This is a genomic window from Flagellimonas pacifica, assembly GCF_900215465.1.
Classification (GTDB): Bacteria; Bacteroidota; Bacteroidia; order Flavobacteriales; family Flavobacteriaceae; genus Flagellimonas; species Flagellimonas pacifica.
Genome location: NZ_OBEH01000006.1, coordinates 150,237 through 176,722 on the forward strand (window position 1 = coordinate 150,237; position 26,486 = coordinate 176,722).

Annotated in this window: 23 protein-coding genes; 15 read left to right on the forward strand and 8 right to left on the reverse strand. The window is 38.9% G+C overall.

Features of this window, described 5'->3' with window-relative positions:
- The first annotated feature begins 58 nt into the window (after positions 1 to 58).
- The 7 genes from rpsD to CRO15_RS17000 all read left to right on the forward strand — a co-directional run bounded on the left by rpsD (position 59) and on the right by CRO15_RS17000 (position 7,926).
- Positions 59 to 664, forward strand: a complete 606-nt coding sequence (gene rpsD, locus CRO15_RS16970) for a 30S ribosomal protein S4 (RefSeq protein ID WP_097047044.1) — start codon at positions 59 to 61, stop codon at positions 662 to 664.
- Between the two features lie 19 nt (positions 665 to 683).
- Positions 684 to 1,676, forward strand: coding sequence for a DNA-directed RNA polymerase subunit alpha (locus tag CRO15_RS16975; protein WP_097047045.1), 993 nt, complete (start codon positions 684 to 686; stop codon positions 1,674 to 1,676).
- Positions 1,677 to 1,737: 61 nt separating this feature from the next.
- On the forward strand, positions 1,738 to 2,244 hold the full coding sequence (gene rplQ, locus CRO15_RS16980; protein WP_097047046.1) for a 50S ribosomal protein L17: 507 nt from the start codon (positions 1,738 to 1,740) through the stop codon (positions 2,242 to 2,244).
- A 95-nt stretch (positions 2,245 to 2,339) separates the two neighbouring features.
- On the forward strand, positions 2,340 to 3,452 hold the full coding sequence (gene carA, locus CRO15_RS16985; RefSeq protein WP_097047047.1) for a glutamine-hydrolyzing carbamoyl-phosphate synthase small subunit: 1,113 nt from the start codon (positions 2,340 to 2,342) through the stop codon (positions 3,450 to 3,452).
- A gap of 116 nt (positions 3,453 to 3,568) precedes the next feature.
- Positions 3,569 to 4,861 carry a phosphopyruvate hydratase gene (eno, locus tag CRO15_RS16990; protein WP_097047048.1) on the forward strand — a complete coding sequence of 431 codons (1,293 nt, stop codon included), beginning with the start codon at positions 3,569 to 3,571 and terminating at the stop codon, positions 4,859 to 4,861.
- Between the two features lie 113 nt (positions 4,862 to 4,974).
- Complete coding sequence (locus tag CRO15_RS16995; protein WP_097047158.1) at positions 4,975 to 6,513, forward strand: glycogen synthase; 1,539 nt, start codon at positions 4,975 to 4,977, stop codon at positions 6,511 to 6,513.
- A gap of 129 nt (positions 6,514 to 6,642) precedes the next feature.
- A complete protein-coding gene (locus tag CRO15_RS17000; RefSeq protein ID WP_097047049.1) occupies positions 6,643 to 7,926 on the forward strand; it encodes a citrate synthase in 1,284 nt (427 codons plus the stop codon).
- Between the two features lie 58 nt (positions 7,927 to 7,984).
- On the opposite strand, the gene CRO15_RS17005 is transcribed toward CRO15_RS17000, so the two are convergent.
- Positions 7,985 to 8,449: a hypothetical protein gene (locus CRO15_RS17005; RefSeq protein WP_133067272.1), complete on the reverse strand. Its 465-nt coding sequence runs from the start codon at positions 8,447 to 8,449 to the stop codon at positions 7,985 to 7,987.
- Between the two features lie 280 nt (positions 8,450 to 8,729).
- Here CRO15_RS17005 and CRO15_RS17010 point away from each other — a divergent pair, with 280 nt between their 5' ends.
- The 4 genes from CRO15_RS17010 to CRO15_RS17025 all read left to right on the forward strand — a co-directional run bounded on the left by CRO15_RS17010 (position 8,730) and on the right by CRO15_RS17025 (position 13,749).
- Positions 8,730 to 9,644 carry a dimethylarginine dimethylaminohydrolase family protein gene (locus CRO15_RS17010; protein ID WP_097047051.1) on the forward strand — a complete coding sequence of 305 codons (915 nt, stop codon included), beginning with the start codon at positions 8,730 to 8,732 and terminating at the stop codon, positions 9,642 to 9,644.
- Positions 9,645 to 9,654: 10 nt separating this feature from the next.
- Positions 9,655 to 10,584 (forward strand): citrulline utilization hydrolase CtlX, encoded by a 930-nt coding sequence (gene ctlX, locus CRO15_RS17015; protein ID WP_097047052.1) that lies wholly within the window; start codon positions 9,655 to 9,657, stop codon positions 10,582 to 10,584.
- Positions 10,585 to 10,643: 59 nt separating this feature from the next.
- Positions 10,644 to 11,777 (forward strand): glycoside hydrolase family protein, encoded by a 1,134-nt coding sequence (locus tag CRO15_RS17020; RefSeq protein ID WP_133067273.1) that lies wholly within the window; start codon positions 10,644 to 10,646, stop codon positions 11,775 to 11,777.
- A 745-nt stretch (positions 11,778 to 12,522) separates the two neighbouring features.
- Positions 12,523 to 13,749 (forward strand): AAA family ATPase, encoded by a 1,227-nt coding sequence (locus CRO15_RS17025; protein ID WP_097047054.1) that lies wholly within the window; start codon positions 12,523 to 12,525, stop codon positions 13,747 to 13,749.
- Positions 13,750 to 13,751: 2 nt separating this feature from the next.
- On the opposite strand, the gene CRO15_RS17030 is transcribed toward CRO15_RS17025, so the two are convergent.
- Positions 13,752 to 13,937: a hypothetical protein gene (locus tag CRO15_RS17030; RefSeq protein WP_097047055.1), complete on the reverse strand. Its 186-nt coding sequence runs from the start codon at positions 13,935 to 13,937 to the stop codon at positions 13,752 to 13,754.
- On the opposite strand from CRO15_RS17030, the gene CRO15_RS17035 reads away from it, so the two are divergent.
- Entirely contained in the window at positions 13,929 to 14,240 is a 312-nt protein-coding gene (locus CRO15_RS17035; RefSeq protein WP_243397009.1) for a helix-turn-helix domain-containing protein, read from the forward strand. The two genes, CRO15_RS17030 and CRO15_RS17035, sit on opposite strands and share 9 nt — an antisense overlap.
- Before the next feature lie 95 nt (positions 14,241 to 14,335).
- On the opposite strand, the gene CRO15_RS17040 is transcribed toward CRO15_RS17035, so the two are convergent.
- From CRO15_RS17040 to CRO15_RS17050, 3 genes are all read right to left on the reverse strand, one after another.
- Positions 14,336 to 15,823: a peptidase associated/transthyretin-like domain-containing protein gene (locus CRO15_RS17040; RefSeq protein WP_097047056.1), complete on the reverse strand. Its 1,488-nt coding sequence runs from the start codon at positions 15,821 to 15,823 to the stop codon at positions 14,336 to 14,338.
- Between the two features lie 111 nt (positions 15,824 to 15,934).
- Positions 15,935 to 17,359: an SDR family oxidoreductase gene (locus CRO15_RS17045; RefSeq protein ID WP_097047057.1), complete on the reverse strand. Its 1,425-nt coding sequence runs from the start codon at positions 17,357 to 17,359 to the stop codon at positions 15,935 to 15,937.
- The gene (locus tag CRO15_RS17050; protein WP_097047058.1) at positions 17,356 to 17,781 is read right to left on the reverse strand and encodes a hypothetical protein; all 426 of its coding nucleotides are present in this window, start codon (positions 17,779 to 17,781) and stop codon (positions 17,356 to 17,358) included. The genes CRO15_RS17045 and CRO15_RS17050 overlap by 4 nt, the downstream gene beginning before the upstream one ends.
- Positions 17,782 to 17,886: 105 nt before the next feature.
- Between CRO15_RS17050 and argS the strand changes: the two genes are divergently transcribed.
- Entirely contained in the window at positions 17,887 to 19,665 is a 1,779-nt protein-coding gene (gene argS, locus CRO15_RS17055; protein WP_097047059.1) for an arginine--tRNA ligase, read from the forward strand.
- Positions 19,665 to 20,513 (forward strand): zinc-dependent peptidase, encoded by an 849-nt coding sequence (locus tag CRO15_RS17060; protein WP_097047060.1) that lies wholly within the window; start codon positions 19,665 to 19,667, stop codon positions 20,511 to 20,513. Before argS ends, CRO15_RS17060 begins: the two co-directional genes overlap by 1 nt.
- On the opposite strand, the gene CRO15_RS17065 is transcribed toward CRO15_RS17060, so the two are convergent.
- From CRO15_RS17065 to CRO15_RS17075, 3 genes are all read right to left on the reverse strand, one after another.
- Positions 20,497 to 23,064 carry a TonB-dependent receptor gene (locus CRO15_RS17065; RefSeq protein ID WP_097047061.1) on the reverse strand — a complete coding sequence of 856 codons (2,568 nt, stop codon included), beginning with the start codon at positions 23,062 to 23,064 and terminating at the stop codon, positions 20,497 to 20,499. The two genes, CRO15_RS17060 and CRO15_RS17065, sit on opposite strands and share 17 nt — an antisense overlap.
- A complete protein-coding gene (locus CRO15_RS17070) occupies positions 23,045 to 23,956 on the reverse strand; it encodes a FecR family protein (RefSeq protein ID WP_097047062.1) in 912 nt (303 codons plus the stop codon). The genes CRO15_RS17065 and CRO15_RS17070 overlap by 20 nt, the downstream gene beginning before the upstream one ends.
- Positions 23,957 to 24,101: 145 nt before the next feature.
- A complete protein-coding gene (locus tag CRO15_RS17075; RefSeq protein WP_097047063.1) occupies positions 24,102 to 24,599 on the reverse strand; it encodes an RNA polymerase sigma factor in 498 nt (165 codons plus the stop codon).
- A gap of 115 nt (positions 24,600 to 24,714) precedes the next feature.
- Here CRO15_RS17075 and CRO15_RS17080 point away from each other — a divergent pair, with 115 nt between their 5' ends.
- Complete coding sequence (locus CRO15_RS17080; protein ID WP_097047064.1) at positions 24,715 to 26,469, forward strand: hypothetical protein; 1,755 nt, start codon at positions 24,715 to 24,717, stop codon at positions 26,467 to 26,469.
- The last annotated feature ends 17 nt before the right edge of the window (positions 26,470 to 26,486 follow it).

A 26,486-nucleotide genomic window follows, 5' to 3' on the forward strand; every position in this document is an offset into this window, starting at 1 on the left:
CTATCGATTATCGAAGGATAAGCCTTAATTCATAATCGCACTTTCAAAACTAAAGAAGATGGCAAGATACACAGGACCAAAATCAAAAATCGCTAGAAAATTTGGAGAAGCGATTTTCGGAGACGATAAAGCCTTCGAAAAGAAAAGTTACCCTCCAGGACAACACGGAAACAACAGACGCCGTGGTAAAAAGTCTGAATATGCAATCCAGTTGATGGAGAAGCAAAAAGCCAAGTATACCTACGGTATTTTGGAAAAGCAATTTAGAAACCTTTTTGCCAAGGCAAACCGTAGCAAAGGAGTAACCGGTGAGGTATTGCTTCAATTGTGCGAATCCCGTTTGGACAATGTGGTATATAGAATGGGACTTTCTCCTTCAAGGAGCGGTGCAAGACAGTTGGTTTCACACAGACATATCACTGTAAATGGTGAAATCGTGAACATTCCCTCTTTCTCTCTAAAACCTGGAGATGTGGTTGCTATTAGAGAAAAATCTAAATCCGTTCAAGCCATAAATGATTCATTGGCTAACAATAGCAGTGTTTACGAATGGATTACATGGAATACCGAAAAGAAAGAAGGTACATACGTTACCATTCCTGAAAGAATGCAGATTCCAGAAAATATCAAGGAACAATTAATCGTCGAGTTATACTCTAAATAAAATCTAACATTAATCCAATATGGCATTACTTAATTTTCAGAAGCCCGATAAAGTTATAATGATAGATTCAACAGATTTCGAAGGGAAATTTGAATTTCGCCCTTTGGAACCTGGTTATGGATTAACGGTTGGAAATGCGTTGAGAAGAGTACTTCTTTCCTCTTTGGAAGGTTTTGCTATTACTTCTGTGCGTATTGATGGAGTTGAACATGAATTTTCTGTTATCCCTGGCGTTGTAGAAGACGTTACGGAAATGATATTGAACCTTAAGCAGGTTCGTTTCAAAAGACAGATAGATGACGTTGAGAGCGAAACTGTTTCTGTTTCCGTAAGTGGAAAAGAACAATTGACCGCTGGAGATTTCCAAAAATTCATTTCAGGATACCAAGTATTAAACCCAGATTTGGTTATCTGTAACATGGACCCTAAAGTAAGTATTAACCTTGAGGTTATTATTGAAAAAGGACGTGGCTATGTTCCTGCTGAGGAAAACAAAAAATCCAATGCGCCTTTGGGAAGCATTGCGGTCGATTCTGTTTATACTCCGGTAAAGAACGTAAAGTACAGTATAGAAAACTTTAGGGTAGAGCAAAAGACCGATTACGAAAAGTTGGTTTTTGAAATCATCACTGATGGTTCTATCCACCCAAAAGATGCATTGACAGAAGCCGCTAAGGTTTTGATTCATCACTTTATGTTGTTCTCTGACGAGCGTATTACATTGGAAGCCGATGAAATTGCTCAGACTGAAACCTATGATGAAGAATCATTGCACATGCGTCAGTTGTTGAAAACTAAATTGGTAGACATGGACTTGTCCGTAAGGGCATTGAACTGTCTTAAAGCTGCCGAGGTTGATACTTTGGGAGATTTGGTTTCCTTCAACAAAAATGATTTGATGAAGTTCAGAAACTTTGGTAAAAAATCGTTGACTGAATTGGAAGAGTTGGTAATCAACAAAGGACTTCAGTTTGGAATGGATCTATCTAAATATAAACTGGACAAAGATTAAATAATCATATTTTGCTCCCCGTAATTGTGCGGGTTTGGAAGCAAGATGATAAAACAATACAATGAGACACGGAAAGAAATTTAACCACTTAGGAAGAACAGCAGCCCACAGAAAGGCAATGTTGGCCAATATGGCCTGTTCCCTAATAGAGCATAAGAGAATCAACACCACTGTTGCAAAAGCAAAAGCTTTAAAGCAATTTGTAGAGCCGTTGATTACCAAGTCCAAAGCGGAAAACAACCAGACTACCGAAAAGGGTACGCACAACAGAAGGATTGTTTTCAGTAACCTTAGAAGCAAAGAAGCGGTAACCGAACTATTTAGTACCGTAGCGGAAAAGGTTGGCGATAGACCTGGAGGATATACAAGAATCATCAAGTTGGGTAACCGTCTTGGGGATAACGCTGACATGGCAATGATAGAGTTGGTTGACTTTAACGAACTTTACAATGCAGGTAAGAAACCAGCTAAGAAAACCACAAGAAGAAGTAGAAGAGGTGGAGCTAAAAAAGTGGAAGCTGCAGCTCCGGTTGCTGAAACAACTGTAAAGGACGATTCAGAAGAATAAAAGATGTTAATTACTATTGAATTATTAAAAAAAGGATAAGTGAAAACTTATCCTTTTTTTATGTTTTTTTGTCAAATTGAAATAAAAAAAGCGCAATGAAGTATCACTCAAAGAAAAAAGCACTGGTATTATTGGCAGACGGTACTATTTTTTATGGCAAGGCCATTGGGAATAAGGAAGGTACGGCTGTGGGCGAAGTGTGTTTTAATACTGGTATGACTGGTTATCAGGAAATTTTTACCGACCCATCCTATTTTGGGCAAATTATGGTAGCCACCAATGCCCATATTGGAAATTACGGCACCAATGTAGATGAAGTTGAATCCGATTCCATCAAAATTGCTGGACTTATTGTAAAAAACTTTAGCTACGAATATTCCCGCCCAAATGCAGATATGGGCCTATTGGAATTTTTGGACAAGAACAACCTTTTTGCCATTTCCGATGTAGATACAAGAGCCCTGGTAAGCTACATTCGCGACAACGGAGCTATGAATGCTCTGATCTCTACAAGGGTTGATGAAATTGATGCCTTGAAAGAGGAGTTGAAAAAAGTGCCCAGTATGGAAGGATTGGAGCTGGCATCAAAAGTTTCTGCCAAAGAACCCTATTATTATGGGGAGGAGAATGCTGAGTACAAGATTTCCGCTTTGGATATTGGTATCAAAAAGAATATCCTAAGAAACATGGCCAAAAGAGGAGCTTATATCAAAGTGTTCCCATACAATACCTCGTTTGAAGAAATGAAAAAATGGAACCCGGATGGCTACTTTATTTCAAATGGACCTGGAGATCCAGAACCGCTAACTGATGCCATTGCTACAGCAAAGGAAATGATCAAATCGGATAAGCCTTTGTTCGGGATATGTTTGGGGCACCAGGTTTTGGCTTTAGCCAATGGCGTATCTACTTATAAAATGCACAACGGGCATAGGGGAATCAACCACCCTATCTTGAATTTGGTAACGGGTAAAGGAGAAATAACCTCACAAAACCATGGTTTTGCTGTAAATAGGGAAGAAACGGAAGCAAACCCTGAACTGGAGATTACCCACACCCATTTGAATGACAATACCGTTGCAGGGATAAAAATGAAGGGCAAAGAAGTCTTTTCGGTACAATATCACCCAGAGGCAAGTCCCGGACCGCATGATGCTGAATATCTATTCGACCAGTTCTTTGAAGTGATTAAAACTAGCAGGAACTAAAACGTTATAGGTTATTTTTATGTTATTGATAATGTTTCATGATAATTTTCATGAAATTCGAATACGCTCCTTTCGTATCTTTGCCCAATTAATTTTTGAACCATAAATAGCAGCAGATGAGTATCATTATCAACATTCATGCAAGACAAATTTTAGACTCAAGAGGTAATCCAACAGTAGAAGTGGACGTAATTACCGAAAATGGGGTTTTAGGAAGGGCAGCAGTGCCTTCAGGTGCTTCCACAGGAGAGCATGAAGCTGTTGAATTAAGGGACGGTGGAGATTCTTTTATGGGAAAAGGAGTTGGCCAGGCCGTAAATAATGTAAACACCATCATTGCTGAAGAATTGGTTGGAACATCTGTATTTGAGCAAAATCAAATAGATGAGACCATGATTGCTTTGGATGGAACACCTAACAAATCTAAATTGGGTGCCAATGCTATCTTGGGTGTATCCCTTGCAGCAGCCAAAGCCGCAGCAAACGAATTGGGAATGCCTTTATATAGATATGTTGGAGGTGTAAGTGCAAATACATTGCCGGTACCCATGATGAACATCATTAATGGAGGATCTCACTCAGACGCGCCAATTGCATTTCAAGAATTTATGGTAATGCCCGTAAAGGCAAAAGATTTTAGTCACTCTATGCAAATGGGAACTGAAATCTTCCATAACCTTAAAAAAGTATTGCACGATAGAGGTTTGAGCACAGCTGTTGGTGATGAAGGTGGTTTTGCCCCAACTTTGGAAGGTGGTACCGAAGATGCTTTGGATACCATTGCAAAAGCAGTAGATAAGGCTGGGTATACTTTAGGCGACGATGTAATGATCGCGTTGGATTGTGCTTCCGCTGAGTTTTATGTTGATGGAAAGTATGACTACACCAAATTTGAAGGTGATAAAGGAGTGGTAAGAACTTCTGAGGAACAAGCACAATATTTGGCTGATCTTTGTGAAAAATACCCTATTATCTCCATTGAAGATGGAATGGATGAAAATGATTGGGACGGTTGGAAAATGTTAACTGATAAAGTTGGCGATAAAGTACAGTTGGTTGGTGATGATTTGTTCGTGACCAATGTAGAAAGATTGTCAAGGGGAATTGAAAATGGTATTGCCAATTCCATTTTGATCAAAGTAAACCAAATTGGAACATTGTCCGAAACCATTGCGGCGGTGAATATGGCAAAGAATGCTGGGTATACTTCTGTAATGTCCCACAGATCTGGAGAAACAGAGGATAACACTATTGCAGATTTAGCCGTTGCCTTGAATACAGGACAAATTAAAACAGGTTCAGCATCACGAAGTGATAGAATGGCAAAATACAATCAGTTACTTAGAATAGAAGAAGAATTGGGAAGTACAGCTTACTATCCACAAGAGAAAGCATTCAAAGTAAAGTAACCATAATGATTTTATAGCATTGAAAAAGCCTTTCCATATTGTGAAAGGCTTTTTTTTGTTTCAGAGATAAACTTTGGCTACCTTAATTGAGTAAACCAAACAAAACTTACCTAATGAACAATTTTCTTTTTGCTGCGGCAGAAAATGATGCTTTGGCCAATTGTAAGGCAGGGGGCATGGGCGATGTGGTCAGGGATGTTCCAAGACAGATTTCGGAAAAAGGGGATAAGGTCCATGTCATTGTTCCTTCCTATGGTAGACTTCATCAAGATGGACTGTTTAAAACAAACCTAAACTTTAGATTACGAGGTCTGTCGTACACTGCAGAACTTTATGAAGTAAAGCCCAAGAAAGAATTTCCCAATATTGTTCATTATGTTTTGCACCATCCTGAAATTGAAGCAGGGGATATTGCGCACATCTACCACAATGACCCAGAGGAACCTTTTTATACCGATGCCATTAAATACTTCATTTTTTGCACTGGTATTGCGGAGGCAATCAAAAAGGGAGCTTTTGGAAAGCTGGATATCATTCATTTACACGACTGGCACTCCAGTCTACTGCTGTTTTTGAGAGAATACCATCCCGATTATGCAAACTTGAAGGATATCCGAACTGTTTATAGTATCCATAATCTTGCTATTCAGGGAATAAGGCCATTTGACGATAATTATTCCTCCTTGAAGAATTGGTTCCCGGATGTCCCGATCGACTATATGGAGCTAATGGATTATCGCTACCAAGATTGTATCAATCTTATGGCTGTTGGGATTCGTTTTGCCGATGCAGTCCACACGGTTTCACCATCCTATAAAGAAGATGTATTGCTGCCCAGTTCTCCACCGGAATTTATAGGTGGTGAAGGATTGGAAAAAGACTTGTTGAAGGCAGATAAAGAAGAAAGGCTGTTCGGTATTTTAAATGGGTGCAATTACAAAAACATCAATGTAGAGGAAAAAGGATTTATTTACCGAAACACGGTTAAAGCACTTTTTAGATGGTTGCAGCAAGAATCCAAAAAGTATAAAGCCGATTTTTTAGCTCATACTGGAGAAAAAATTATGGAATTTGTTGATAATCGACCAAAATTCATTGTTTCAAGTGTTGCCAGGCTCACGGAGCAAAAATTCTACTTTTTTAGGCGATCACCAGAAGCCTTTGTGGAGATTTTGGAAAAGTTGAAAAAAGTAGATGGGATTTTTATGCTCTTGGGGACAGGTGCACCGGAGTACGAAGAGCTTTTTAGAAAACTGAGCTACGAACATAAAAACTTTGTTTTTACCAACGGCCAATCAGAAAACCTTATAGATTCCATTTATTTGGAATCTGACCTTTATTTTATGCCAAGCCTTTTTGAGCCTTGTGGAATCAGTCAAATGTTGTCCATGCGAAATGGCAACCCTTGTTTAGTACATCATACAGGTGGACTGAAAGATACCGTTGCCCATATGAAAACCGGATTTAGTTTTGATGGTGATACCTATGATGAAAAAATAAAAAGTATGTTGGATACTTTTGATTTGGCACTGGATGTTTATCAGAACGACAAGACCACATGGAGGAAAATTCAGTCTGCCGCCAAGAAAAAGCGATTCACTTGGAAAAAATCTGTAGATAATTACTATAAATATTTGTACAATTTGCAGTAAACTGCCCGATTAATTTTCGACCTACAAATTCTATAGTTAACAATACTATAAATGAGGCTTGGAAATTGTTAATGCCTAGGCTTTTTCGTAAATTTCCGTTTCAATTTTACTAATCTTTTAAAACATAAAATGTCTGATAAAGCGATACTTGAATATGGAGGTGAAAAATACGAGTTCCCAGTAATAAAAGGTACTGAGAATGAACTGGCTATAGATATTAAAACCTTAAGGGGTACAAGTGGTATAGTGACCATTGACCCAGGGTATAAAAATACTGGCTCGTGTGAGAGTGCTATTACTTTTTTAGACGGAGAGAAAGGGATTTTACGTTATAGGGGATATTCCATTGAAGATTTGGCAGAAAAGGCAGATTTCCTTGAAGTAGCTTACCTTCTAATTTTTGGCGAATTGCCAAACAAGGAACAGCTTGCCACTTTTCATAATGACATTAAAGAAGAATCACATGTAGATGAAGAAATGAAAAAGATTTTGGATGGTTTTCCAAAGTCTGCCCACCCAATGGGAGTTTTATCTTCGTTGACAAGTGCTTTGGTAGCGTTTAACCCAACTTCTGTTGATGTTTCATCAGAGGCGGCAATGTACCATTCCATTGTGCGGATTCTTGCCAAGTTTCCGGTATTGGTGGCGTGGGCACAACGTAAGAAAAAAGGACTTCCCTTGGATTATGGTGATGATACTCTGGGTTATGTGGAGAACATTCATAAAATGATGTTCAAAAAACCAAACCAAGAATATAAAAAAGATACCATTGCCATTGATGCCCTGGATAAATTATTGATCCTGCATGCCGATCATGAGCAAAACTGCTCAACTTCCACGGTGCGTATTGTGGGTTCATCACATGCGGGTCTTTTTGCATCGCTTTCAGCAGGTATTTCTGCATTATGGGGACCTTTGCACGGAGGAGCCAACCAGGCCGTTCTGGAAATGTTGGAAGCCATTCAAGAAGATGGGGGAGATACTAAAAAGTACATGGCCAAGGCCAAGGATAAAAATGATCCATTTAGATTAATGGGCTTTGGACACCGCGTTTATAAGAACTTTGACCCAAGGGCAAGAATCATCAAGAAATCTGCTGATGAAGTATTGGGTAATTTAGGTATAGAAGACCCTATTTTGGATATTGCCAAAGGATTGGAAAAAGAAGCATTGGAAGATGAGTACTTCGTAAAAAGAAAATTATATCCCAATGTAGATTTCTATTCAGGAATCATCTATCGCGCTTTAGGAATACCAACAGAAATGTTCACCGTAATGTTTGCTTTGGGCAGATTGCCCGGTTGGATTGCCCAATGGCGCGAAATGAGATTGCGTGGAGAACCTATAGGAAGGCCAAGACAAATATATATTGGTGAGAATCTTAGACCTTTTGTAAAGGTGGATAAAAGATAGACGATATTGTTTACAACTATAGTAAAAGGCGACCCTATAAAGGTCGCCTTTCCCATTACTAAAGTTTAGCAACTTTGTTTGAGGTTTGATTCAAAGACTTATCCCGTTCATAACATATTTGCATTATGCCTTTATGGTAATATGTTTTTATTTCTGATATGGATTCTTTATAGATAATCGTTTTACACCTCTCATACTCATTGTGTAAAAATTCATGGGCGTCAATGGCACTTAGGTTTTCAATTGTGGAATCTAGGGACAATTGGTATTTTTCCAAGCAGATGTTTATCTCTTTAAAAAGGGTGCCCTTAGGAAGAGAGTTAAAGTTGGCACCTATGCTATCCAGTTTGGAAAGCTCAGCTTCACTGATACAATCCGAATATTTTATAGGATGGTCGGAGACTTCTTTTTTTTCAAATTTGAACATCTTGGAGAAATCAACTTTTTCTGGGAAAGCATCCATAGACAATAAACCTACACTCACCATGACGATAAAGCAGAGAGGGAGAACAACTTTTTTCATCTTAAAGGTTTTTTCTTCTATTAAATGTAGTTATTATCAGCTTAAATTTTGCATTTTTGAAAGGTAAATCGATAAAATAATTTGATTTTAACTAGCTATTAGTCAATTAGTTAAAACTTGATTATTAATATTCATAACGTTTTGTGGAATGCCTTGGCACCATCATGTTTTTTTCTGTTTCAGTCAATGGAAAATCGACAACAAAGCACTAGTTTTGCCACAGAATTTTTGAGGATTCCCTTTTAAAGGGGCGTTTAATCCAAAAGTGAAGCATAGTTATATGATGCAATTACACGTTAAGAATGAAACAAATCAGCTAAAAGCTGTGATACTGGGAACTGCGGAAAGTTGTGGCCCAACTCCAAAACCAGAAGAAGCTTATGATCCCAAATCTTTGGAACATATTTTGGCTGGTACCTACCCGGTGGAAGAGGATATGATAAAGGAGATGGATGCTTTTGCAGAAGTATTCAAAAAATATAATGTAGAGGTTTTTAGACCATCCATTTTAGAGGACTGTAACCAGATTTTTTCAAGGGACATAGCCTTTGTGATTGAGGACAAATTGTTCCACTCCAATATTCTGCCCGATCGTGAAAGGGAGTTTGAGGCCATTCAACATGTTTTGGACAAAATTGACCCTAAGAGCATTGTCAGGCCTCCGGAAGAAGTACATATTGAAGGTGGGGATGTAATGCCCTGGAACGAGTATATATTTATCGGAACGTATACAGGACCGGATTATCCAGATTATATTACGGCAAGAACCAACAAAGAAGCTGTAGAGTTCATAAAAGAACAGTTTCCGGATAAAAAGGTAAAATCCTTTGAGCTACGAAAATCCAATACCAATGCCAAGGACAACGCCTTGCATTTGGATTGCTGTTTTCAGCCTGTTGGGAAGGGCAAGGCCATTTTGCACAAAAACGGCTTTTTGGTGGAAGATGAATACCAATGGTTGGTAGATTATTTTGGCAAGGAAAATATCTTTGAAATCACTAAAGATGAAATGTATCAGATGTTCAGCAACGTATTTTCTATTTCTCCAGAAGTGGTGGTTTCGGAAAAGAATTTTACCAGATTGAACAACTGGCTCAGGGAACAAGGATTCACCGTTGAAGAAATCCCATATGGCGAGATAGCCAAACAAGAAGGATTGCTGCGTTGTAGCACTATGCCATTGATAAGAGAATAATACATTTAGAATGCAGGTTACAAACACCATTTTAATGATCAGGCCGGTCAATTTCCGGATGAACGAACAAACAGCTGTAAACAACTATTTTCAAGAAGAAATAAATATTGGTAAAGACGGAATCAATGCCAAGGCTCAACAAGAGTTTGATGATTTTGTTTCCAAATTAAGAGACCACGGAGTAAACGTAGTTGTTGTGGAAGATATCAAGGAGCCAGATACCCCGGACTCTATTTTTCCGAACAACTGGATATCGTTTCATGCAGATGGAACCATTGCCGTGTACCCCATGTTTGCCGAAAATCGCAGAAATGAGCGTCGCGAGGATGTTTTTAAAATTCTGGAAGATGATGGTTTTCAAATTGACAATGTAGTGGATTACACTTCCGCAGAGGAGGAAGGTGTATTTTTGGAAGGTACGGGGAGCTTGTTGTTGGACCGGGTGAACAAAAAAGCCTATTGCGCCTTATCAGATAGGGCAGATGAGGAACTAGTTATTGAGTTCTGTGAAGATTTTGATTACCTGCCAGTTATTTTTACCGCCAACCAGACGGTGGAAGGGAAGCGTTTGCCCATTTACCATACCAATGTAATGATGGCCCTGGCAGAGACCTTTGCCATTATCTGTTTGGATACCATTGACGACAAAAAGGAGCGTAAAAATGTGGTAGGCCACTTAAAGGCGGATGGGAAAGAGGTCATTAACATTACTGAAGAGCAGATGTACCACTTTGCGGGTAACATGCTCCAAGTGGTTGGTGCGGATGGCCAGCGCTATATGGTCATGAGTTCGGCAGCTTACCACAGTTTGGACAGCTCCCGAAGGGAGGCCATTGAAAAACACTGCCCCATTATCCATAGTTCGTTGACTACCATTGAAACCTGTGGAGGTGGCAGCGCCCGTTGCATGATGGCCGAAGTGTTTTTGCCCAAAGCTTAAAAGCTGTAAATCAGGAAGTTTTTGACAATAATTCCAAGCCGGATTCCGTTTTGTTAATCATGGTTGGGATAAAGCATATTGCTACTGCGTTTCTTTTGATTTTAATGGTTTTTTCTTGTTCAAATGACAAGGAAGCCCAAGATGTTGAAGAACCGGATGGGCGGTCCTTTTTTATGGGATTTACTGCTTTTCCATACGATTCTAGCACCAATGCACTTACGGAGACCTACCAAAACGTTATAGCTGATGGCGATATTTTTTTAAGCCACCTTGATTTTGGAGTACCGTGGGACGAGGCAATGAACGATCTGCCGTTTCCGGAGGAAGTACAGAATACCATAAATATTGCCAAAAACTCAAAATCCTCTAGCACCAAGATTGTCCTTATCACAACACCAACGGACCAGAGCCGGAACAATTTGGCCAAATATTGGAACAACACGGGGAGCCATCAGCCCTTGCCCGCGTTTTGGGAAGGAAAAAGTTTTGATGACCCTGATGTGGTTTCCACGTTCATTAAATATTGCAAACGGTTGATAGATGAGGTGGACCCCGACTATTTTGGTTACGGAATTGAAACCAATGCCACGTTCAGAAAAGATGATCCAGCCTTTGCGCAATTTTTAACCTTGGTAGAAGCGGTCTATACGGCCTTAAAGGCCGATTATCCAAATTTGCCCATGTTCTTGAGCTTGCAGGACCAATCGTACGACAATACCAAAACGGAATTGCTCGAAATTTCTAAAATGCTCGTGGCGCATTCTGATTATATTGCCATGAGCACCTATCCATTTTTATATTATGAAAATTTAAAGCGCGATGCCAATCCGGATCTGTTTGCGGACAATTGGTTGGACGATTTTAGGAATTTGGATACCTCCAAACCCTTTGCTGTTTCCGAAACTGGATTTTCTGCTGATGACCTAGTCATAGAAAATTTGGGTGTCAACGCAAAAAGCACGGAAGATTGGCAAAAGGGCTACGTTGAAAAACTGATGAACCATTTAAATGCCCTAGATGCTGAATTTGCCCTATGGTTTGTATACAGGGACTATGACCTGTTGTACCAAAATACGCCATCGCCACCAGATATCTTAAAAGTGTGGCGAGATAATGGCCTGTTGGACGGCGAGGGAAACCAGCGTCCGGCATATGAATTATGGAAGCAATGGCTTCAACTGCCCAAGAATTAGATTTAGTGCTAAAAAGCTCCTTCCCTTGGTCAAGGGAAGGTGTCCGAAGGGCGGAAGGGATTGTTTTTAGGTCTACCCTTTCCGCTGTTACGCTGTAACACCACCTTTCCCTGTCACATCGAGCGCAGTCGAGATGTATTTCTGGACCTTGTTATCCTGAGCACCCGCCTTCCAAAGTCTCGTACGGAGGACAGGCAGTCGGAGTAAGGGAAAGGAACCCAGTTGGTTGGCGTATGTCTAAACAAGAGTAAATAAAAAACTCCTCCCCATGCAAGGGGAGGTGTCCACCTTTGGTGGACGGAGGGGGTAAAAATCCCTTCCGTCTTGATGCAAAGCATCAATCCACCTTCCCTTAAAAAGGGAAGGAGCCTTTACTTGTCCTTTTGGGCTGTCATCTTAAGAAATGTCACACTGAGCCTGTCGAAGGAGCAATGGAGAAGTCTTATACCAAGGACAGGCATCCAATACTTTAGTATTGCCCTTTCTACAATGTCATTTCGAAATGAAATGCAAAGCATTGATTGAGAAATCCCATGTTAGATTTCTCACATACGTTGGAAATTACAAAGGAACAAACCGATAAAGAATTTTACTGCTTTTGTTTGTAAGATTTTTGGTTTAAAAATGGTATTTTGGAAAAGTTTTATAAATATCCTCCCTTTTTATTAAATTAAAAGTAATCCCTTGTTCGGGGTAATTGAATTTTAAAATTTTGTTCATATCTAATTAGAGAAAATAATAACAAATGTCAAATAGATATAACCCTTTCAAGCCTAATTATCCAATTTATAGCGGTCTTTTTGCTGGTAGATTTAAGGAAATGGAGAGAATTGATGACGCCCTGTTTCAAACTGCCCATAATAACCCCACAAATCTGCTTTTTGTTGGAGAAAGAGGAATTGGTAAAACTTCTTTGTTGTTATTGACTAAATATTTTGCCAATGGTACTATTGTTTTGGATAAAAAGAAGCATAATTTTTTAACAATTCAATTAAACATAAATAGTAATACTACCATAGCAGATTTTATAATCAAATTCAAAAAGCAACTCCAAAGGGAGTTACACAAAATGAATAGCACTCAAAAAGTAATTGATAAGGCTTGGGGTTTTGTAAAAAGATTAGAGATTTCTGGATTTAAAATCAATGATACTCCAGAGACTTCTACCGAACAACTTATAGATGATTTCACCTACTCTTTCTCTGAAACTATAGAAGAACTTACCAATGGAGAAGAAGTCTCAAAAGATGGAATTGTTGTAATTATTGATGAAGCAGATACTGCTTGTAAAGAACTTGGATTGGGAGCGTTCCTAAAATCTTTAACAGAAACTTTAGTATCTGAAAACACCAATAGAGCACTTTTTGTACTTGCAGGGCTACCAACCGTCACTGATATCCTTAGAGAAAGCCATCAATCCTCTTTAAGACTGTTTGAAGAGCATCTTCTCAAACCGTTAAAGAAAAAAGATGTCAAATTCGTTATTGATAGGGCTATTGAAGAAGTGAATGAAAAAGAACAAATGGAAATTAAAATAGTAGATGGAGCAATTGAAAAGTTTCATGAAGTTTCAGAGGGCTACCCTCATTTTTTGCAGCAAATAGGTTTTTGCGTAATAGTAAATTTGAAATCTAATCAGATTACTCCGGGAATTGTTGAGGATTCTATGTATCAACAAGGAGGTGCTTTGGATTTAATAGGAAAAAGGTACTACATGGATTTATACTATAACAAAATCAAGGTGGATTCATATCGCCAAATTTTGTCTATTATGGCTAAAGAATGGGACCAGTGGATTTCCAAAACAGAGATCCGAAAAGATTTTAAAGGTTCAGGAACGGAGTTGAATAATGGAATTAAAGCATTGAGAGATAGAAATATTATCTTGACAAAACGAGGAGTGCGAGGGGTATATAGATTACAATGGTTAAGCTTTGCTTTCTGGATTAGGATACATAAATTGAGGGGGTGACATTAGTTTCTTAAGGCATTCACTATACCTCTTACTGCAGCAACAACTTCCCGCACTTCTTTAGGTTCAAACGTATCCTGTTCCAAATAAAAGAGCATTTCTACTCCAAAATCTAGTATTTGAGCCAACTTTTCAGGTGAGCCGTAGGTATCTTCAATCCAGTTTTTTAAAACCTCATCATGTTCCATAAAACCTCAAAACTTGTCATATATGACATTAACTACGGTAAATATAAACCTTTTCTTGACTTGTCAAATATGGCAAGTGTGGAAAAATCCGAAATCTTAAAAAAAATAGGTGAAAATGTAAAGCGAATCCGAGTGGAAAAGGGTTTGACTCAGGTAGATTTGGTAGGCAAAATTGAAGCCAGAATTGATACCACAAATATTTCGCGTATTGAGAAAGGCCGCACCAATGCCACCATTCATACCTTGTTCCGTATCAGCCAGGCATTGGAGGTTCCTTTGTCTGAAATCTGCACACTAGATTAATTCGGATTAGCACTTCGACAAGCTCAGTGTGACATTGCTTAGGGTGACGCTAGGCCTGAAAAATCTATCCTTCGACAAGCTCAGGATGACAATGGTCACTCCCCCTCAACCACAAACTCCCGTATGGCCTGGTTGGGCTCCATAATGGTATAGCCTTTCCAAAACTCGGGGTTATAGGCAGATAAATAGGTGGCCTTTACGGTTTCGTCCTCTTCCAAGGCCTCAAAAGCAGTTTTGGATACCTGATCAGCGTCAAACACCACCAGTTCGTACTTTTCCGTGTTATAATTGACCAGATCAAGGGCCAGGGAGAGTTCGTTCTGTTTTCTTCTGCCCTTTACATGTTTGTTTTTCTCAATCACCTTTAAGGGGCGGTCCACACCCATTTTGCGCCCAAAGGTGAAGTTCATGAACTTTAGCTGGTATTTATCGCCATCAAACTTGGAGAAAACGGTGTTGCCAAAATATTTAAGCTCCTGGTAGCTAAAGCCCAACAGTTTAATGCTCTTTATGGTCTTCACATTTTCATAGTCCATGCGCATAATGGCAAAATCCTCTATGTTCACAAAGAGCTTGCCCTTAAAATCGGCACCGCGTTTGGGGGCAAAGCCCACCACGTACACACCTTGGTTTTCCAACTCGGAATAGCCCAAAAGTTCATACTCGTAACGGTGCAGTTTTTTGGCCACATCCAATTTGGACTTTCCAAAGAACTGATCGGTGATCTCGCTCATAATATATTTGCGGTTGTTTAGAAAATGGCCCTTTTCAGGTTTCTTCAGTTCGTTCTCCAGTTCATCGGTCTCGTCTTCAGCTTCCAGAATGGAATCTACAGGTACTTTTTCACCAAAAATCCCCGATTTTATCTTTAGATAAGAGTCCGGTTTTACATTGGCCTTAAAAATGGCCTCCATTTTGTCGGACAGGGCTTCCATGGAGCCTTCATTGCTCTTGTCGTACAGTTCGGCCGCCTTTATGATCTCCAGTTTGTTTTCTTCCCCATTTTGGTAATAATCGCCCAAAGTTTCTGTGTAATAGGCCGAATTTTTGGGGAGAATGGAAATGATACTATCGATCAACCGCTTGTTCAGCTCTGCAATGGTAGATTTTTTAAACTCAATATCCATTTTTTGCATGGTATTAAAGCTGGATTGCCGCAAAAAGAAACGCTGTTTCACAGGTGCTTTGTTGTAGTTTGTGGGCATGCGGTCCTCTACCCGTTCCATGATCTCGTCCACATCCAGTTCCTTGTCAAACAAATAGACCCCACCAAGCTCAATGGCCTTTGGGGTGATTACAATAATACTGTCCTGTAATTGTGCTAGTGTGAACCCTGTTTTTTTATATCCCATGGAAGAGATATAAATGGAATCCTGATCGGCCACCGCTTGATCCAATACAAAACTAAAGCGGCCTTCCTCATTGGTGATTACGCCCTGGTGTTCGCCATATTGCACGGTAGCGTAGGGGATGCCCTTTTGGGTCTTTGCATCTACCAATTTGGAACTAATGGTCTGTGCAGTAAGGGTGCAGCTCAACAAAACAAGGGTGCATAAAGCAAATAATGACTTGTTTAAAGGCATAAGATTGTTTTTTGATTGTAGTTTCTTCTATATAGACAACACCAAACGTAAAAGGGTTGCATTAGGGTCGACGATTTTTACGGGAAATTGTAACAAGGATTATTCCAGAAACTAGATTTTGACCAAATTCTTGATCATTCCACCAAAAATAAAATGGTGGAAGGGAAGCACGCTATACCAGTACAAGCGACCGCGAAGTCCTTTGGGGCGGAATGTGGCCACTTGGTGCAAGGTGTTTTTATTATCTATATTAAATTCGAGCCATGCCTCACCGGGCATGCGCATTTCTGCAAAGAGCAACAATCGTTTTGCTTTTTTATCTGCCAAGAGCACTCTCCAAAAATCCAATGCATCCCCAGGGAATAGTTTATCCGGGTGGGTACGCCCACGTCTAAGCCCGGGCCCTCCGTTGAGCTTGTCCATAAAACCACGGATTTTCCAAAGCCAATTGCCATAATACCAACCCGTCTCACCACCAATTTTCCATAAGTTTTTTAAGGTATGCTCTACATCTTCCACGGCAACGGACCTTTTATCCACAAGTACTCCATATTTGGGTACCTGGATGTATTTTTCCAAATCTGCCCTAATCTGTCCACTGGCTATGCTGTCCTTCCAGCTACTTATTACAAGGTTTTGTTCAATTTTTTTAAAGGCCATGGCAATGGCTTCTTCATAGGTATGGGTGCGTACTCCCAAAAGTTGTTGCAGTTTATTGTCTTTGGCAACGACTTCCATTTTCATGCTATCAACAAGGTTTACGGCTAATTTATAAGAAGTTGAGGTTACAAAATAGAGCCAATAGGAAGATAGTTTCGGGGTCATTATTGGTACGGTTATGATCCAGTTTTTAAAACCCCTAATCTTTGCATATCGTTTTAGCATGTCTTTGTAGGTCAAAACATCAGGTCCGCCAATATCAAAAGAATCATTGTAGGTTTTCTTGTTCCCCAAAACCCCTGTCAAAAAACTAATGATGTCCCGGATGGCAATAGGCTGCGTTTTGGTCAGCACCCACTTGGGAGTGATCATAAAGGGTAATTTTTCGCATAGATCACGAACAATTTCAAAAGAGGAGCTTCCAGAACCAACTATTATTCCTGCTCTTAAAACAGTAAGGTTAAAAACTCCCTGGTACAGAATATCCTCTACGTTTTTTCTTGAACTAAGGTGTTTGGATAATTTTTCTTCATTGACAATGCCACTTAAATAAATCACTTGTTGTACCTGTGTGGCTGTCATACATGAATTGAAATTTTGTGCAGCTATTGCTTCCTTTTTATCAAAATCAGAAGTGGAGGAGGCCATGGAATGGATAAGATAATAGGCAGCATCGATGTCTTTTGGTAATACTGAAACGCTGTTTTCTTCCAAAAAATCTATTTCCACTATATCCACTTGAGCACGAATACTGGCATCTGCGGAGAACCTTTTTTTGTCACGGACTGCGCATACCACTTGGTGGCCCAATTTTAGCAAGTTAGGCAGTAAACGCATGCCAATATACCCGTTGGCCCCGGTAAGTAGGATTTTCATAGATCCTCTATTGAAGTTGGTTTATTATCCGCTTTATAATCCAGTAATTTTTTAAAAAACTTCTGTATGGCCTTGGTATCCGATTTAACCTTGATGAAGTAGTTGTCCCTATAAATGGAGTACACGGCAAAATCACCTTTGTAAAGATTGAGTTTGTAGAAAGGGATGACCAAACCATAGGTTTCTAACAATGACCTGAACCGTACAATTACACCTTGCGGACGCATTTCTATATTACAGGTGTTCAAATTATTGTCCAAGATGAGTAGATTTTGAATCTCAATGCTGGTCTCTGTGATAAAGAGTTTTGGAGAACCTATTCCGCCCAAAGCAAAACGTTCTTTTAGAGTAAAAGGCTTGCCAACCGCGGCATCTATTTTTTTAGTTATTGTTTTATCGTTGTAGGAGACATTTAAAAGCATCTTTAAAATTAACCAAAAGGAATGGGTTTGTTATGTGCAAAGCCCATTATTGTTAAGGGAGAAGGCCAAAAAATCCTTAGTTTTGCAGGCTGAAAAGCCAATTACATGAGTTTGCAAAAAGTTATTTCACAAAGTGTGATCAAAGCGGTAGGGGAGTTGTACCAAGTGGAGCTGCCAACCGTGGAATTTCAACCTACCCGAAAGGATTTTGAAGGGGATATTACAGTGGTTGTCTTTCCTATGTTACGCTTTGTAAAGGGAAATCCTGCGGAAATAGGAACCAAGATCGGGGAGTATTTACAGGAGAATGTGGATGAGGTATCCAAATTCAATGTGGTGAAAGGCTTTTTGAATATTGTTGTTGAGGATGGGTTTTATCTGGATTTTTTCAATTCTATTTATGGCGAAGCGGATTTTGGATATGTAAAAACAGCATCAGAAGATGCCGTAATGATGGAATATTCCTCGCCCAATACCAATAAACCTTTGCATTTAGGGCATATTAGAAACAATTTGTTAGGGTATTCCGTTTCTGAAATCCTGAAAGCAGCAGGAAAAAAGGTATACAAGACCCAGATCATTAATGATAGGGGAATCCATATCTGCAAAAGCATGTTGGCCTGGCAAAAATTTGGCGAAGGCGAGACTCCTGAATCCACTGGATTGAAGGGTGATCACCTAGTAGGTAAGTATTATGTGGCTTTTGATAAAGCCTATAAGGAAGAAATAGCCGATTTGGTTACAAGTGGAACCGAAAAGGAAAAAGCAGAAAAAGAAGCTCCAATTTTGTTGGAAGCACAAGAAATGCTGAGAAAATGGGAAAGTGGTGATGCTGAAACCGTTGCATTGTGGAAAAAAATGAACAGTTGGGTGTATGAGGGATTTGATGTAACCTATAAAAACCTAGGAGTTGATTTTGATGTGCTGTACTATGAAAGCAACACCTATCTTTTAGGTAGAGATGTAGTGAAAGATGGACTGGAACGTGGGGTTTTCTTTAAAAAGGAGGATGGAAGTGTTTGGATAGACCTTACCGATGAAGGTTTGGATGAGAAAATCGTCTTGCGTTCCGATGGTACTGCAGTTTATATGACCCAAGATATCGGTACCGCTATTCAGCGGGTAACCGACCACCCAGATATCAATGGAATGGTTTATACCGTGGGGAATGAGCAGGATTATCATTTTAAGGTACTTTTCTTGATTCTTAAGAAATTGGGCTATGACTGGGCTAAGCAATTGTACCATTTAAGTTATGGTATGGTAGATCTTCCCAGTGGTAAAATGAAGAGTAGGGAAGGTACGGTTGTGGATGCAGATGACTTGATTGGGAACATGGAAAATACTGCTGAATCCATTTCAGAAGAATTGGGCAAATTAGAAGGTTACTCTGAAGCTGAAAAGAAACAATTGTACCGCACCATTGGCTTGGGGGCCTTAAAATATTATATCTTAAAGGTGGATCCCAAAAAACGGATTTTGTTCAACCCGGAAGAATCGGTGGATTTTCAAGGGAACACGGGGCCATTTATCCAATATACCTACGCACGAATCCAATCTATCTTGCGAAAGGCGAAAGATGTTGGGTCGGGCACAGTCGAGATTTCATTGGATTTACATGAAAAAGAAAAGGAACTGCTAAAACAAATCCAACTTTTTCCGGAGACGGTTCAATTGGCGGCAGAAAACTATAGTCCTGCATTAATTGCCAATTACACTTATGATTTGGTGAAGGAATTCAACTCCTTTTACCAACAAGTGTCCATTTTGGGCGAATCTGACTCACAGAAAAAGGACTTTAGGGTACAACTTTCAAAAAAAGTGGGAGAGGTGATTCAGTCTGCATTTAGACTTTTAGGTATTGATGTTCCGGAACGTATGTAATGGATGGACTAGGACTGACCGAAGCTCAAAAACAAATTGCTGCGTTAATCCTAGCGTTTGGTTTGCTTTATGTGTTTGCCCGAGTTGGTTATCAATATTTTTTTGGCGAAAAGTTTACTTTGTACAATGTTTTTCATCCTGTTAAACGAATTACATCCAAGGAACGACAGTTTATTGCAGATTTTCTGTTACCCTATCATCAGTTCAATGCGGAACAGCGAAGAGCTTTCTTAGAACGTTTTGCCTGGTTTAAATCGAAAAAGAAATTTGTTTTTTATAACGGGATAACCAACGAAGAACAAATAAAGGCCTATGTTTCGGCATCTGCTGCCCTATTGACTATGGGCATGCAGGATTTTAAGTTTGAAGGATCTATTTCAAGAGTTATCATATATCCCAATAAGTACTACTCCCGTATTGCAAGAAATCATCATATTGGAGAGTATAATCCAAGATTGAAGATTTTGGTTTTCTCTTCAGAGGATTTAGAGAATGGTTATAGAATTCCCAATGATAATCTGAATTTAGGCATTCATGAGGTGGCGCATGCCCTTATGTTTGAGACTAAAAAGAAATCTACATGGGAGGCCAGACGTTTTAAGGTGGGTATTGCCAGGATCAAGAAGTTGTATGATGGTAAGGTTTTTCAAGATGTTTTGGAGAAATCCACCTATTTCAGGGAGTATGGAAAGACCAATTTCTATGAATTTTTTGCGGTTTGTATGGAGAATTTTATTGAAAGTCCCAGTGAGTTTTCAAAAGAGTTTCCAGAGTTGTACGATACGCTCAGAAGAGTATTGAATTTTGACCTTAACCAACCAAATTGGCGGCTTAAAAATGTAACCTAAAACTCACATTGGGGGTAATGCCCAATGAAATGCTTTCCACAGCTTCAATTTCATTGTCCTCTGTAACTCTATAATATTTGTTCAAACTGTTTTTTCGGTTGGTAATGTTAAGAACCGAAACGCCCGCATTGGCCTTCACAGCTCTACCAATATTGAATTTATAAATGGCCGAGGCATCTACCCTGATATAATCTGGTAATTGGCTGCTATTTGGACTCTTGTAGTTTATTTGAACCGGAAAAATGGAGGTGTCCAAAGCTAAATCGCCGTCTTGGGGCTCCGTAAATGGTTTTCCGGAACGAAAGTTGGCCCCAAGACCAACTTGTAGATTTTTATACGAATATGTGCCGGCAAAGGTTAGTGTGTGCCTGATGTCAAGATTGTTGGGGAAACTGTTGGGAACAATGGTTTCAAATGTATAATCGTTTTTATTGTAAGTGTAACTTAACCAAGTGCTGTAATTGTTCCCTTTTTTATTGATCAAGAATTCCATTCCTTTTACATCATAACTTCCAATTTCCCCGTTAAATTGATTCTGATTTTGGAATCCTTGGGTGCTTGTGCTTATACCATCTACTTTTTTATAGAATCCTTCCAGACCTAAATAGAAGTTGTTTTTTTCATAATTGATGCCAATGGAACCTTGTTTACTTTTTGTAATGGGCAGGGTATCATCATCTGCTAGGGTCCATCTACGTTTTTCTATGCCCAAAAAGTTTTGCTCTAAATCTATGATCTGGTTGGTGGTCTGACTTTTGAATTCTCCTAGAATCTCGCCCCTGATATAATTTGCCAATCTAAAACTTAGATTTAACCGTGGCTCTACGAGAAATTTGCTAAAGGTACCCAGGTTTTCAATATAGTTTATACGCACACCGGCCTTACCTATAAATTTATTGTCATCAGCTTGGTATTCAATTTCTGTATGTGGTGCATGGATTCTAATTACCCCTTTAATTTCACTATCCAAAAAAGGTTGGGATAGTACCGTTTTGTTTGCGATACCCGTTTCAATGTATTGATAGCCATTGTTCCAATTAAATTTATCGGAAATAGTATAGTCAGTGTTCAATTTGATTGCATTTTCCAGTACTTGATTATTCTGAAAAAGTAATTGTATTTGGTTATTGAACAAACTTTGGGCATCCAAGTTGTATCGGGAATAATACACGTTCAAATTAGAAGAAAGCCTATCGGTCCATTGACTTTGCAGCTGTCCGCCCACTGATAAATTGGTCTGAAAGAGGAGACTGTTAGTGGTTTCCATGTCGGTCAGATTGTTTTCGGTATAATCAAGATTGTTGGTGATATTGATGAAACTCAACCGTAATTGATGTTGGTCATTGATGTCGTACAACAATTTTCCTGTAAAGTCATAAAAAAAGAAGCTCTCATTCCTTAAAATTTCATCATCTACAGCAACGTTATTTTGATTGGTAACCTTGCTGTCCTGGAATGCCCTATCAAAGAATTTACTGTATGTTGGGGTGTTTAAAAAATCGGTAGTGGAACGTCTGGCAGAAAATTGTAGTTCTATCTTATCTGTAACGGGAATCTGCCCATAAACATCACCACTTATAAAGTTAAAACCAGCTCCTCCGGTAAAATGTGTTGAGAGCTCATTATCCGTTTCCATCTGAATTACACTGCTTACTCCATCGCCAAAGACTGCCGGGGTACCATTTTTGATTACTGTTATCTTATCTGTTAAATATGGGTTAAATGCTGAAATCAACCCGAAGAAATGCCCGGATTGGTACATTTTTATGCCGTTCCATAAAATAAGGTTCTGATCATTGGTGCCTCCTCTTACATTGATATCGGATACGGTTTCATCTATGCTTTTGATTCCTGGAAGTGCTTGCACTGTTTGTAAAATATCTGGCTCAATGAGTCCGGGTAAGATGCCAAACTCAGCTGTATTTAAGGTAATACTGGCATCGGTTTCTTTGATAATCCCGTTTGTTAGAAATTTGTAGACAATAACCTCTTCTAGCTGTTCATAATGTTGAGCCATCAAGATTTTTGGACACCCTCCTTTTTCTATTAGATTTTCTACCGCAATGTACTTTGTATTGTATCCCAGATACCTAACTTTTAATGTGGCATTTCTGGGAATATCGTTCAGTGAAAAAGTGCCGTCTGCAGCTGTGGTGACAGCTACTTCTGTGCCAAATACCTCAATGGTTGCCCCGGGAATGTTATTCTCCGCAAAGTTGTCCAGTATCTTTCCGCAGATGGTGACCAAGGTTTTTTTGGTCAAGGTGTAGTAACGATCACTTAGTTTTTGAGTTTTTATCTGAAATTGTACTTCAATGTACGATAGGATGTCGTCAAGAGCTACTAGGTTTTCAGGAACAGTGATATTAATAGCTTCCAAATCCTCATTAATGAATGAAAATTTGATATCAAACTTGTTTTCAAGAGTTTTGATATATGAAATAAGGGAAGCAGGTGTTTTTTGCTCATCCTGACCTTGTGTTTTGCATGGCAAGAGAACTAAAAACCCTAGAAAGAGACCAAAAAGACTGCTACGGAGTTTTTTCAGCATAGAAAAGCACATTATCACCCTCAATTTTGTAATTCATTCTAGATGGGGTGCTTATACTTTTTAACGCCATTTTCAAGTCTGTGTTGCTAAAAGTTCCGGTAAATAATAGATTTTTATCAACATTCTCTGTATTTACCACAATATTATATTGTCTTTCGAGTTCGCCAAGAACATAACCAAGGGGGATACGTTCAAATGAGCTCTCGTTGTCCACCCAGGAAGGCTGAGTAGTATTTGGTGCTGAAGAGGCCATAACTTCCCCATTGATGGCTAAAAAAGAAGCGCCAGCGGGCAATTTAGTCTCATTACCGTTAAAGATTACACTTACCAATCCTTCAAAACAGGTAACTTCAAAAAATCCTTCACGGTTTTCTACGTTAAATTGGGTTCCTAACACAGCAACTGTACCATGGGTTGTGGATACGGTGAACTTTTTACCTTTGGCAACCTTAAAGAAAGCCTCACCTTTTAGGGTGATATTTCGTTTTTTGTCCCAATTTTTTTCACTGTACGAAACTTTTGAACCTGCATTTAATATAATTTCCGAATTATCTGGAAGAATTACTTCTGAACGTTCAGCAAATTGTGTGCTAATGGATTCATCCAAGCTATTTACATAGAAATAAGAACCAGTAATAAGTAGGGCAACAACGGCCGCAACACGCAAGAATTTCTTGAACGGATTCAGGGCGACCACCTTTGGTGCATTGCCTGTGCGCTCTTCTTTTAATCTTGATAAAGCTTGGTCAACGTCAAACTCAGGAGCTTTCAAGGAACTTGAAGCCTCTATTATTTTCTGATAGGAAGCATATTCGGCGGACTTTTTAAATTCCGCTAGCTCTTGCTCAGAAAGCTCTCCGCTAAGCCATTTTGCCAAATAATTTTCTTGCATGATTTCTATGCTTTACAATTTAATAACAACTATGTCTATAAAAACCCTACTTTTTAGGAATCTACAATTTCATAACTGACAATGAGCAATAATCTCGATACAATTAATAATTCATTGTTTATTGGTAATTGTATATTGATTATTGTCAGATACCGTCAATTTGTTCTCTAAGTGTTTTTAGTGCCAAATGCATCCTTTTTTCAATCGCTTTTACACTAACCCCTTCCATTTCTGCAATTTCCGCATATTTCTTACCATCAATTCTATTCAATAAGAAGGTTGTTCTTTGGTTTTCAGGAAGATTGTTCAGCACTTTGTCCAGTTTTTGTTGGTATTCTTTTTCTTCCAATAAGAATTCTGGGGATTCATTTGAAATTTCCAAAGTGGGCTTTGCATACTTCAACCTAACCTTTTCTGCTTTGATCACATTAAGATATAGATTGTTGGCCACCGTATATAAATAGGATTTCGCTTTTTCCGGCATTACGTTGGCGCAGTTTTCCCAAAGCTTAACAAAAGCCTCTTGCACGGCGTCATGGGCCTTTTCTTCGTTTCCAAACTTATAATATATATAGTTGAAAACCGTTTTGGAATTAGTTTTGAATATGGAGCTAAAAACCTGCTCTTCACAAACATTCTTCATTTAAGAGGGTTTGTCAGTTGCCCAAAGATATTTGAAAAAAATTAACAAAAGGGTAGGGTTTTTTCTTTGAGAGTTGTTTTAGGATTGAATTGTAACCCAAAAAATCCAAATCGTTATGAAAAAGTTGATAAATGGCTTAATGTACATGGCGCTTTTTGCTATGGCCCTTAACTTTACTTCCTGTCAAGAAGAATTTGAGGAAGTTAATGGGGGTGATGCCCAAGAGACCATTAAAGCCAATTCCACTACAGCTGCATTGATAGAGAAAACCTCTTCCAATGACGGTTCTTTTGATAATATTGTGGACAGTGCTAGCTGTTTTGCATTAAAATTCCCTTATACCGTTGAGGTTAATGGAGTTCAGATTACTATAGATTCCAAAGAAGACCTAGAAACCATTGAAGATATTTTTGATGAAGTTGACGTGGATGATGATATCCTAGAGATTCTTTTCCCTATAACCATTACCCTTGCTGATTTTACCGAAATCGTGATTGAAAACAAGGAGCAATTAATAGAAAAGGCAGAAGCATGTTTGGAAGGTGGAGATGATGACGATATTGAGTGTATCGATTTTGTTTACCCTATAACACTATTTACGTTTGATATTAACAACCAGAAAACAGGAGAAGTTAAGGTAAATAGCGATAAAGAATTAAGAAAGTTCTTTGATGGATTGGAAGATAATGATTTAGTTAGTATTCAGTTTCCATTGACTTTGAAGAAATTCGATGGCACAGAGATAACTGTCAATAGTAACACGGAATTGGCTAGTGCCCTTGAAACGGCAAAGGATGAATGTGATGAGGATGACGATGATGATTTTAATGATGATGATTTTGACGAAGAAAGATTTGATTTTTGTTTAACCCAGTGCCCATGGCAAGTACGGGAGGTAATAAGGGATGAAACAAATCATACCGAACAATACTTAGAGTACCTAATGAACTTCACCGAGGACGGAAAAGTTACCGTGAAAGACAGAGAAGGTAACATTCTTAATGGTACTTGGAGTTCTAGTTTTACAGATCGTGGCCCGCTATTGACCTTGGAATTTGAGACACTTGTTGACTTTAACCTTCAATGGTTGGTATACGAAATAGGAGATCATACCATTAAGTTATATGCAGAAAACGGAAACAAAATAATCCTTAAACAACTTTGTGAAGATGATATTCCTGAGCCAGATACATTAAGGGAGATTTTGAAAGAATGTGAATGGATCATTAAAAAGGTCAAAAACCAAGGTGAGGAAATTGATAGACTTCTTGGGTTTGAATTCAAGTTTTTGCCAGAAGGTGTAGTTACTTTAAGTAACGGAACTTCAACTTCCGAAGGTACTTGGGAGATTGGATATAATAATGATCAAGTATTGTCAATGTTGATTACCATGGGAGATGAGCCTGGTGTTAGTTTTGAGTGGCCTTTGAGAGATTTGGACGATTCTAGATTAAAGTTCTATGTAGATGAAGCGCGTTATGAACTGATCTTGTTGAGGGTATGTGATGACAGTAGCAACGATGGTGATGTTGTTGAAATCAGGACCGCTTTGATGGATGGTACTTGGAATGTGGCCCAGTACAAAGAAGGCGATGAAGATATGACGGCAGAATTTACTGGATTGGATTTCAATTTTAATGAAATGCACAGCGTAGAGGTAAGTGAAAACAATGATCCAATTATAACTGGTCTATGGAGAGTATTAAGAAACCGTGATAACAAATTGAAATTCTATTTGAACTTTGCCAATGATGCTAAATTTGGTAAGATTACAGATGACTGGTATATAGAATCTATAACTGAAAACCGAATTGAACTGGTTCATGAGGATGAAAATTCCACTGAAACCTTGGTTTTTGAAAAACCATAAACGATTTTCCCTATCTT

What these genes read in the sequence shown, in the direction of transcription:
- CRO15_RS17065 (WP_097047061.1), bottom strand. Translation starts at nt 23,064, where the DNA reads ATGCTGAAAAAACTCCGTAGCAGTCTTTTTGGTCTCTTTCTAGGGTTT.
- CRO15_RS17060 (WP_097047060.1), top strand. Translation starts at nt 19,665, where the DNA reads ATGGATGGACTAGGACTGACCGAAGCTCAAAAACAAATTGCTGCGTTA.
- CRO15_RS16975 (WP_097047045.1), top strand. Translation starts at nt 684, where the DNA reads ATGGCATTACTTAATTTTCAGAAGCCCGATAAAGTTATAATGATAGAT.
- CRO15_RS17020 (WP_133067273.1), top strand. Translation starts at nt 10,644, where the DNA reads ATGGTTGGGATAAAGCATATTGCTACTGCGTTTCTTTTGATTTTAATG.
- CRO15_RS17050 (WP_097047058.1), bottom strand. Translation starts at nt 17,781, where the DNA reads ATGCTTTTAAATGTCTCCTACAACGATAAAACAATAACTAAAAAAATA.
- eno (WP_097047048.1), top strand. Translation starts at nt 3,569, where the DNA reads ATGAGTATCATTATCAACATTCATGCAAGACAAATTTTAGACTCAAGA.
- rpsD (WP_097047044.1), top strand. Translation starts at nt 59, where the DNA reads ATGGCAAGATACACAGGACCAAAATCAAAAATCGCTAGAAAATTTGGA.
- CRO15_RS17080 (WP_097047064.1), top strand. Translation starts at nt 24,715, where the DNA reads ATGAAAAAGTTGATAAATGGCTTAATGTACATGGCGCTTTTTGCTATG.
- CRO15_RS17025 (WP_097047054.1), top strand. Translation starts at nt 12,523, where the DNA reads ATGTCAAATAGATATAACCCTTTCAAGCCTAATTATCCAATTTATAGC.
- CRO15_RS17040 (WP_097047056.1), bottom strand. Translation starts at nt 15,823, where the DNA reads ATGCCTTTAAACAAGTCATTATTTGCTTTATGCACCCTTGTTTTGTTG.
- CRO15_RS17035 (WP_243397009.1), top strand. Translation starts at nt 13,929, where the DNA reads ATGTTCCATAAAACCTCAAAACTTGTCATATATGACATTAACTACGGT.
- CRO15_RS17010 (WP_097047051.1), top strand. Translation starts at nt 8,730, where the DNA reads ATGATGCAATTACACGTTAAGAATGAAACAAATCAGCTAAAAGCTGTG.
- CRO15_RS17070 (WP_097047062.1), bottom strand. Translation starts at nt 23,956, where the DNA reads ATGCAAGAAAATTATTTGGCAAAATGGCTTAGCGGAGAGCTTTCTGAG.
- argS (WP_097047059.1), top strand. Translation starts at nt 17,887, where the DNA reads ATGAGTTTGCAAAAAGTTATTTCACAAAGTGTGATCAAAGCGGTAGGG.
- ctlX (WP_097047052.1), top strand. Translation starts at nt 9,655, where the DNA reads ATGCAGGTTACAAACACCATTTTAATGATCAGGCCGGTCAATTTCCGG.
- CRO15_RS17030 (WP_097047055.1), bottom strand. Translation starts at nt 13,937, where the DNA reads ATGGAACATGATGAGGTTTTAAAAAACTGGATTGAAGATACCTACGGC.
- CRO15_RS17005 (WP_133067272.1), bottom strand. Translation starts at nt 8,449, where the DNA reads ATGAAAAAAGTTGTTCTCCCTCTCTGCTTTATCGTCATGGTGAGTGTA.
- CRO15_RS17075 (WP_097047063.1), bottom strand. Translation starts at nt 24,599, where the DNA reads ATGAAGAATGTTTGTGAAGAGCAGGTTTTTAGCTCCATATTCAAAACT.
- carA (WP_097047047.1), top strand. Translation starts at nt 2,340, where the DNA reads ATGAAGTATCACTCAAAGAAAAAAGCACTGGTATTATTGGCAGACGGT.
- CRO15_RS17000 (WP_097047049.1), top strand. Translation starts at nt 6,643, where the DNA reads ATGTCTGATAAAGCGATACTTGAATATGGAGGTGAAAAATACGAGTTC.
- CRO15_RS16995 (WP_097047158.1), top strand. Translation starts at nt 4,975, where the DNA reads ATGAACAATTTTCTTTTTGCTGCGGCAGAAAATGATGCTTTGGCCAAT.
- rplQ (WP_097047046.1), top strand. Translation starts at nt 1,738, where the DNA reads ATGAGACACGGAAAGAAATTTAACCACTTAGGAAGAACAGCAGCCCAC.
- CRO15_RS17045 (WP_097047057.1), bottom strand. Translation starts at nt 17,359, where the DNA reads ATGAAAATCCTACTTACCGGGGCCAACGGGTATATTGGCATGCGTTTA.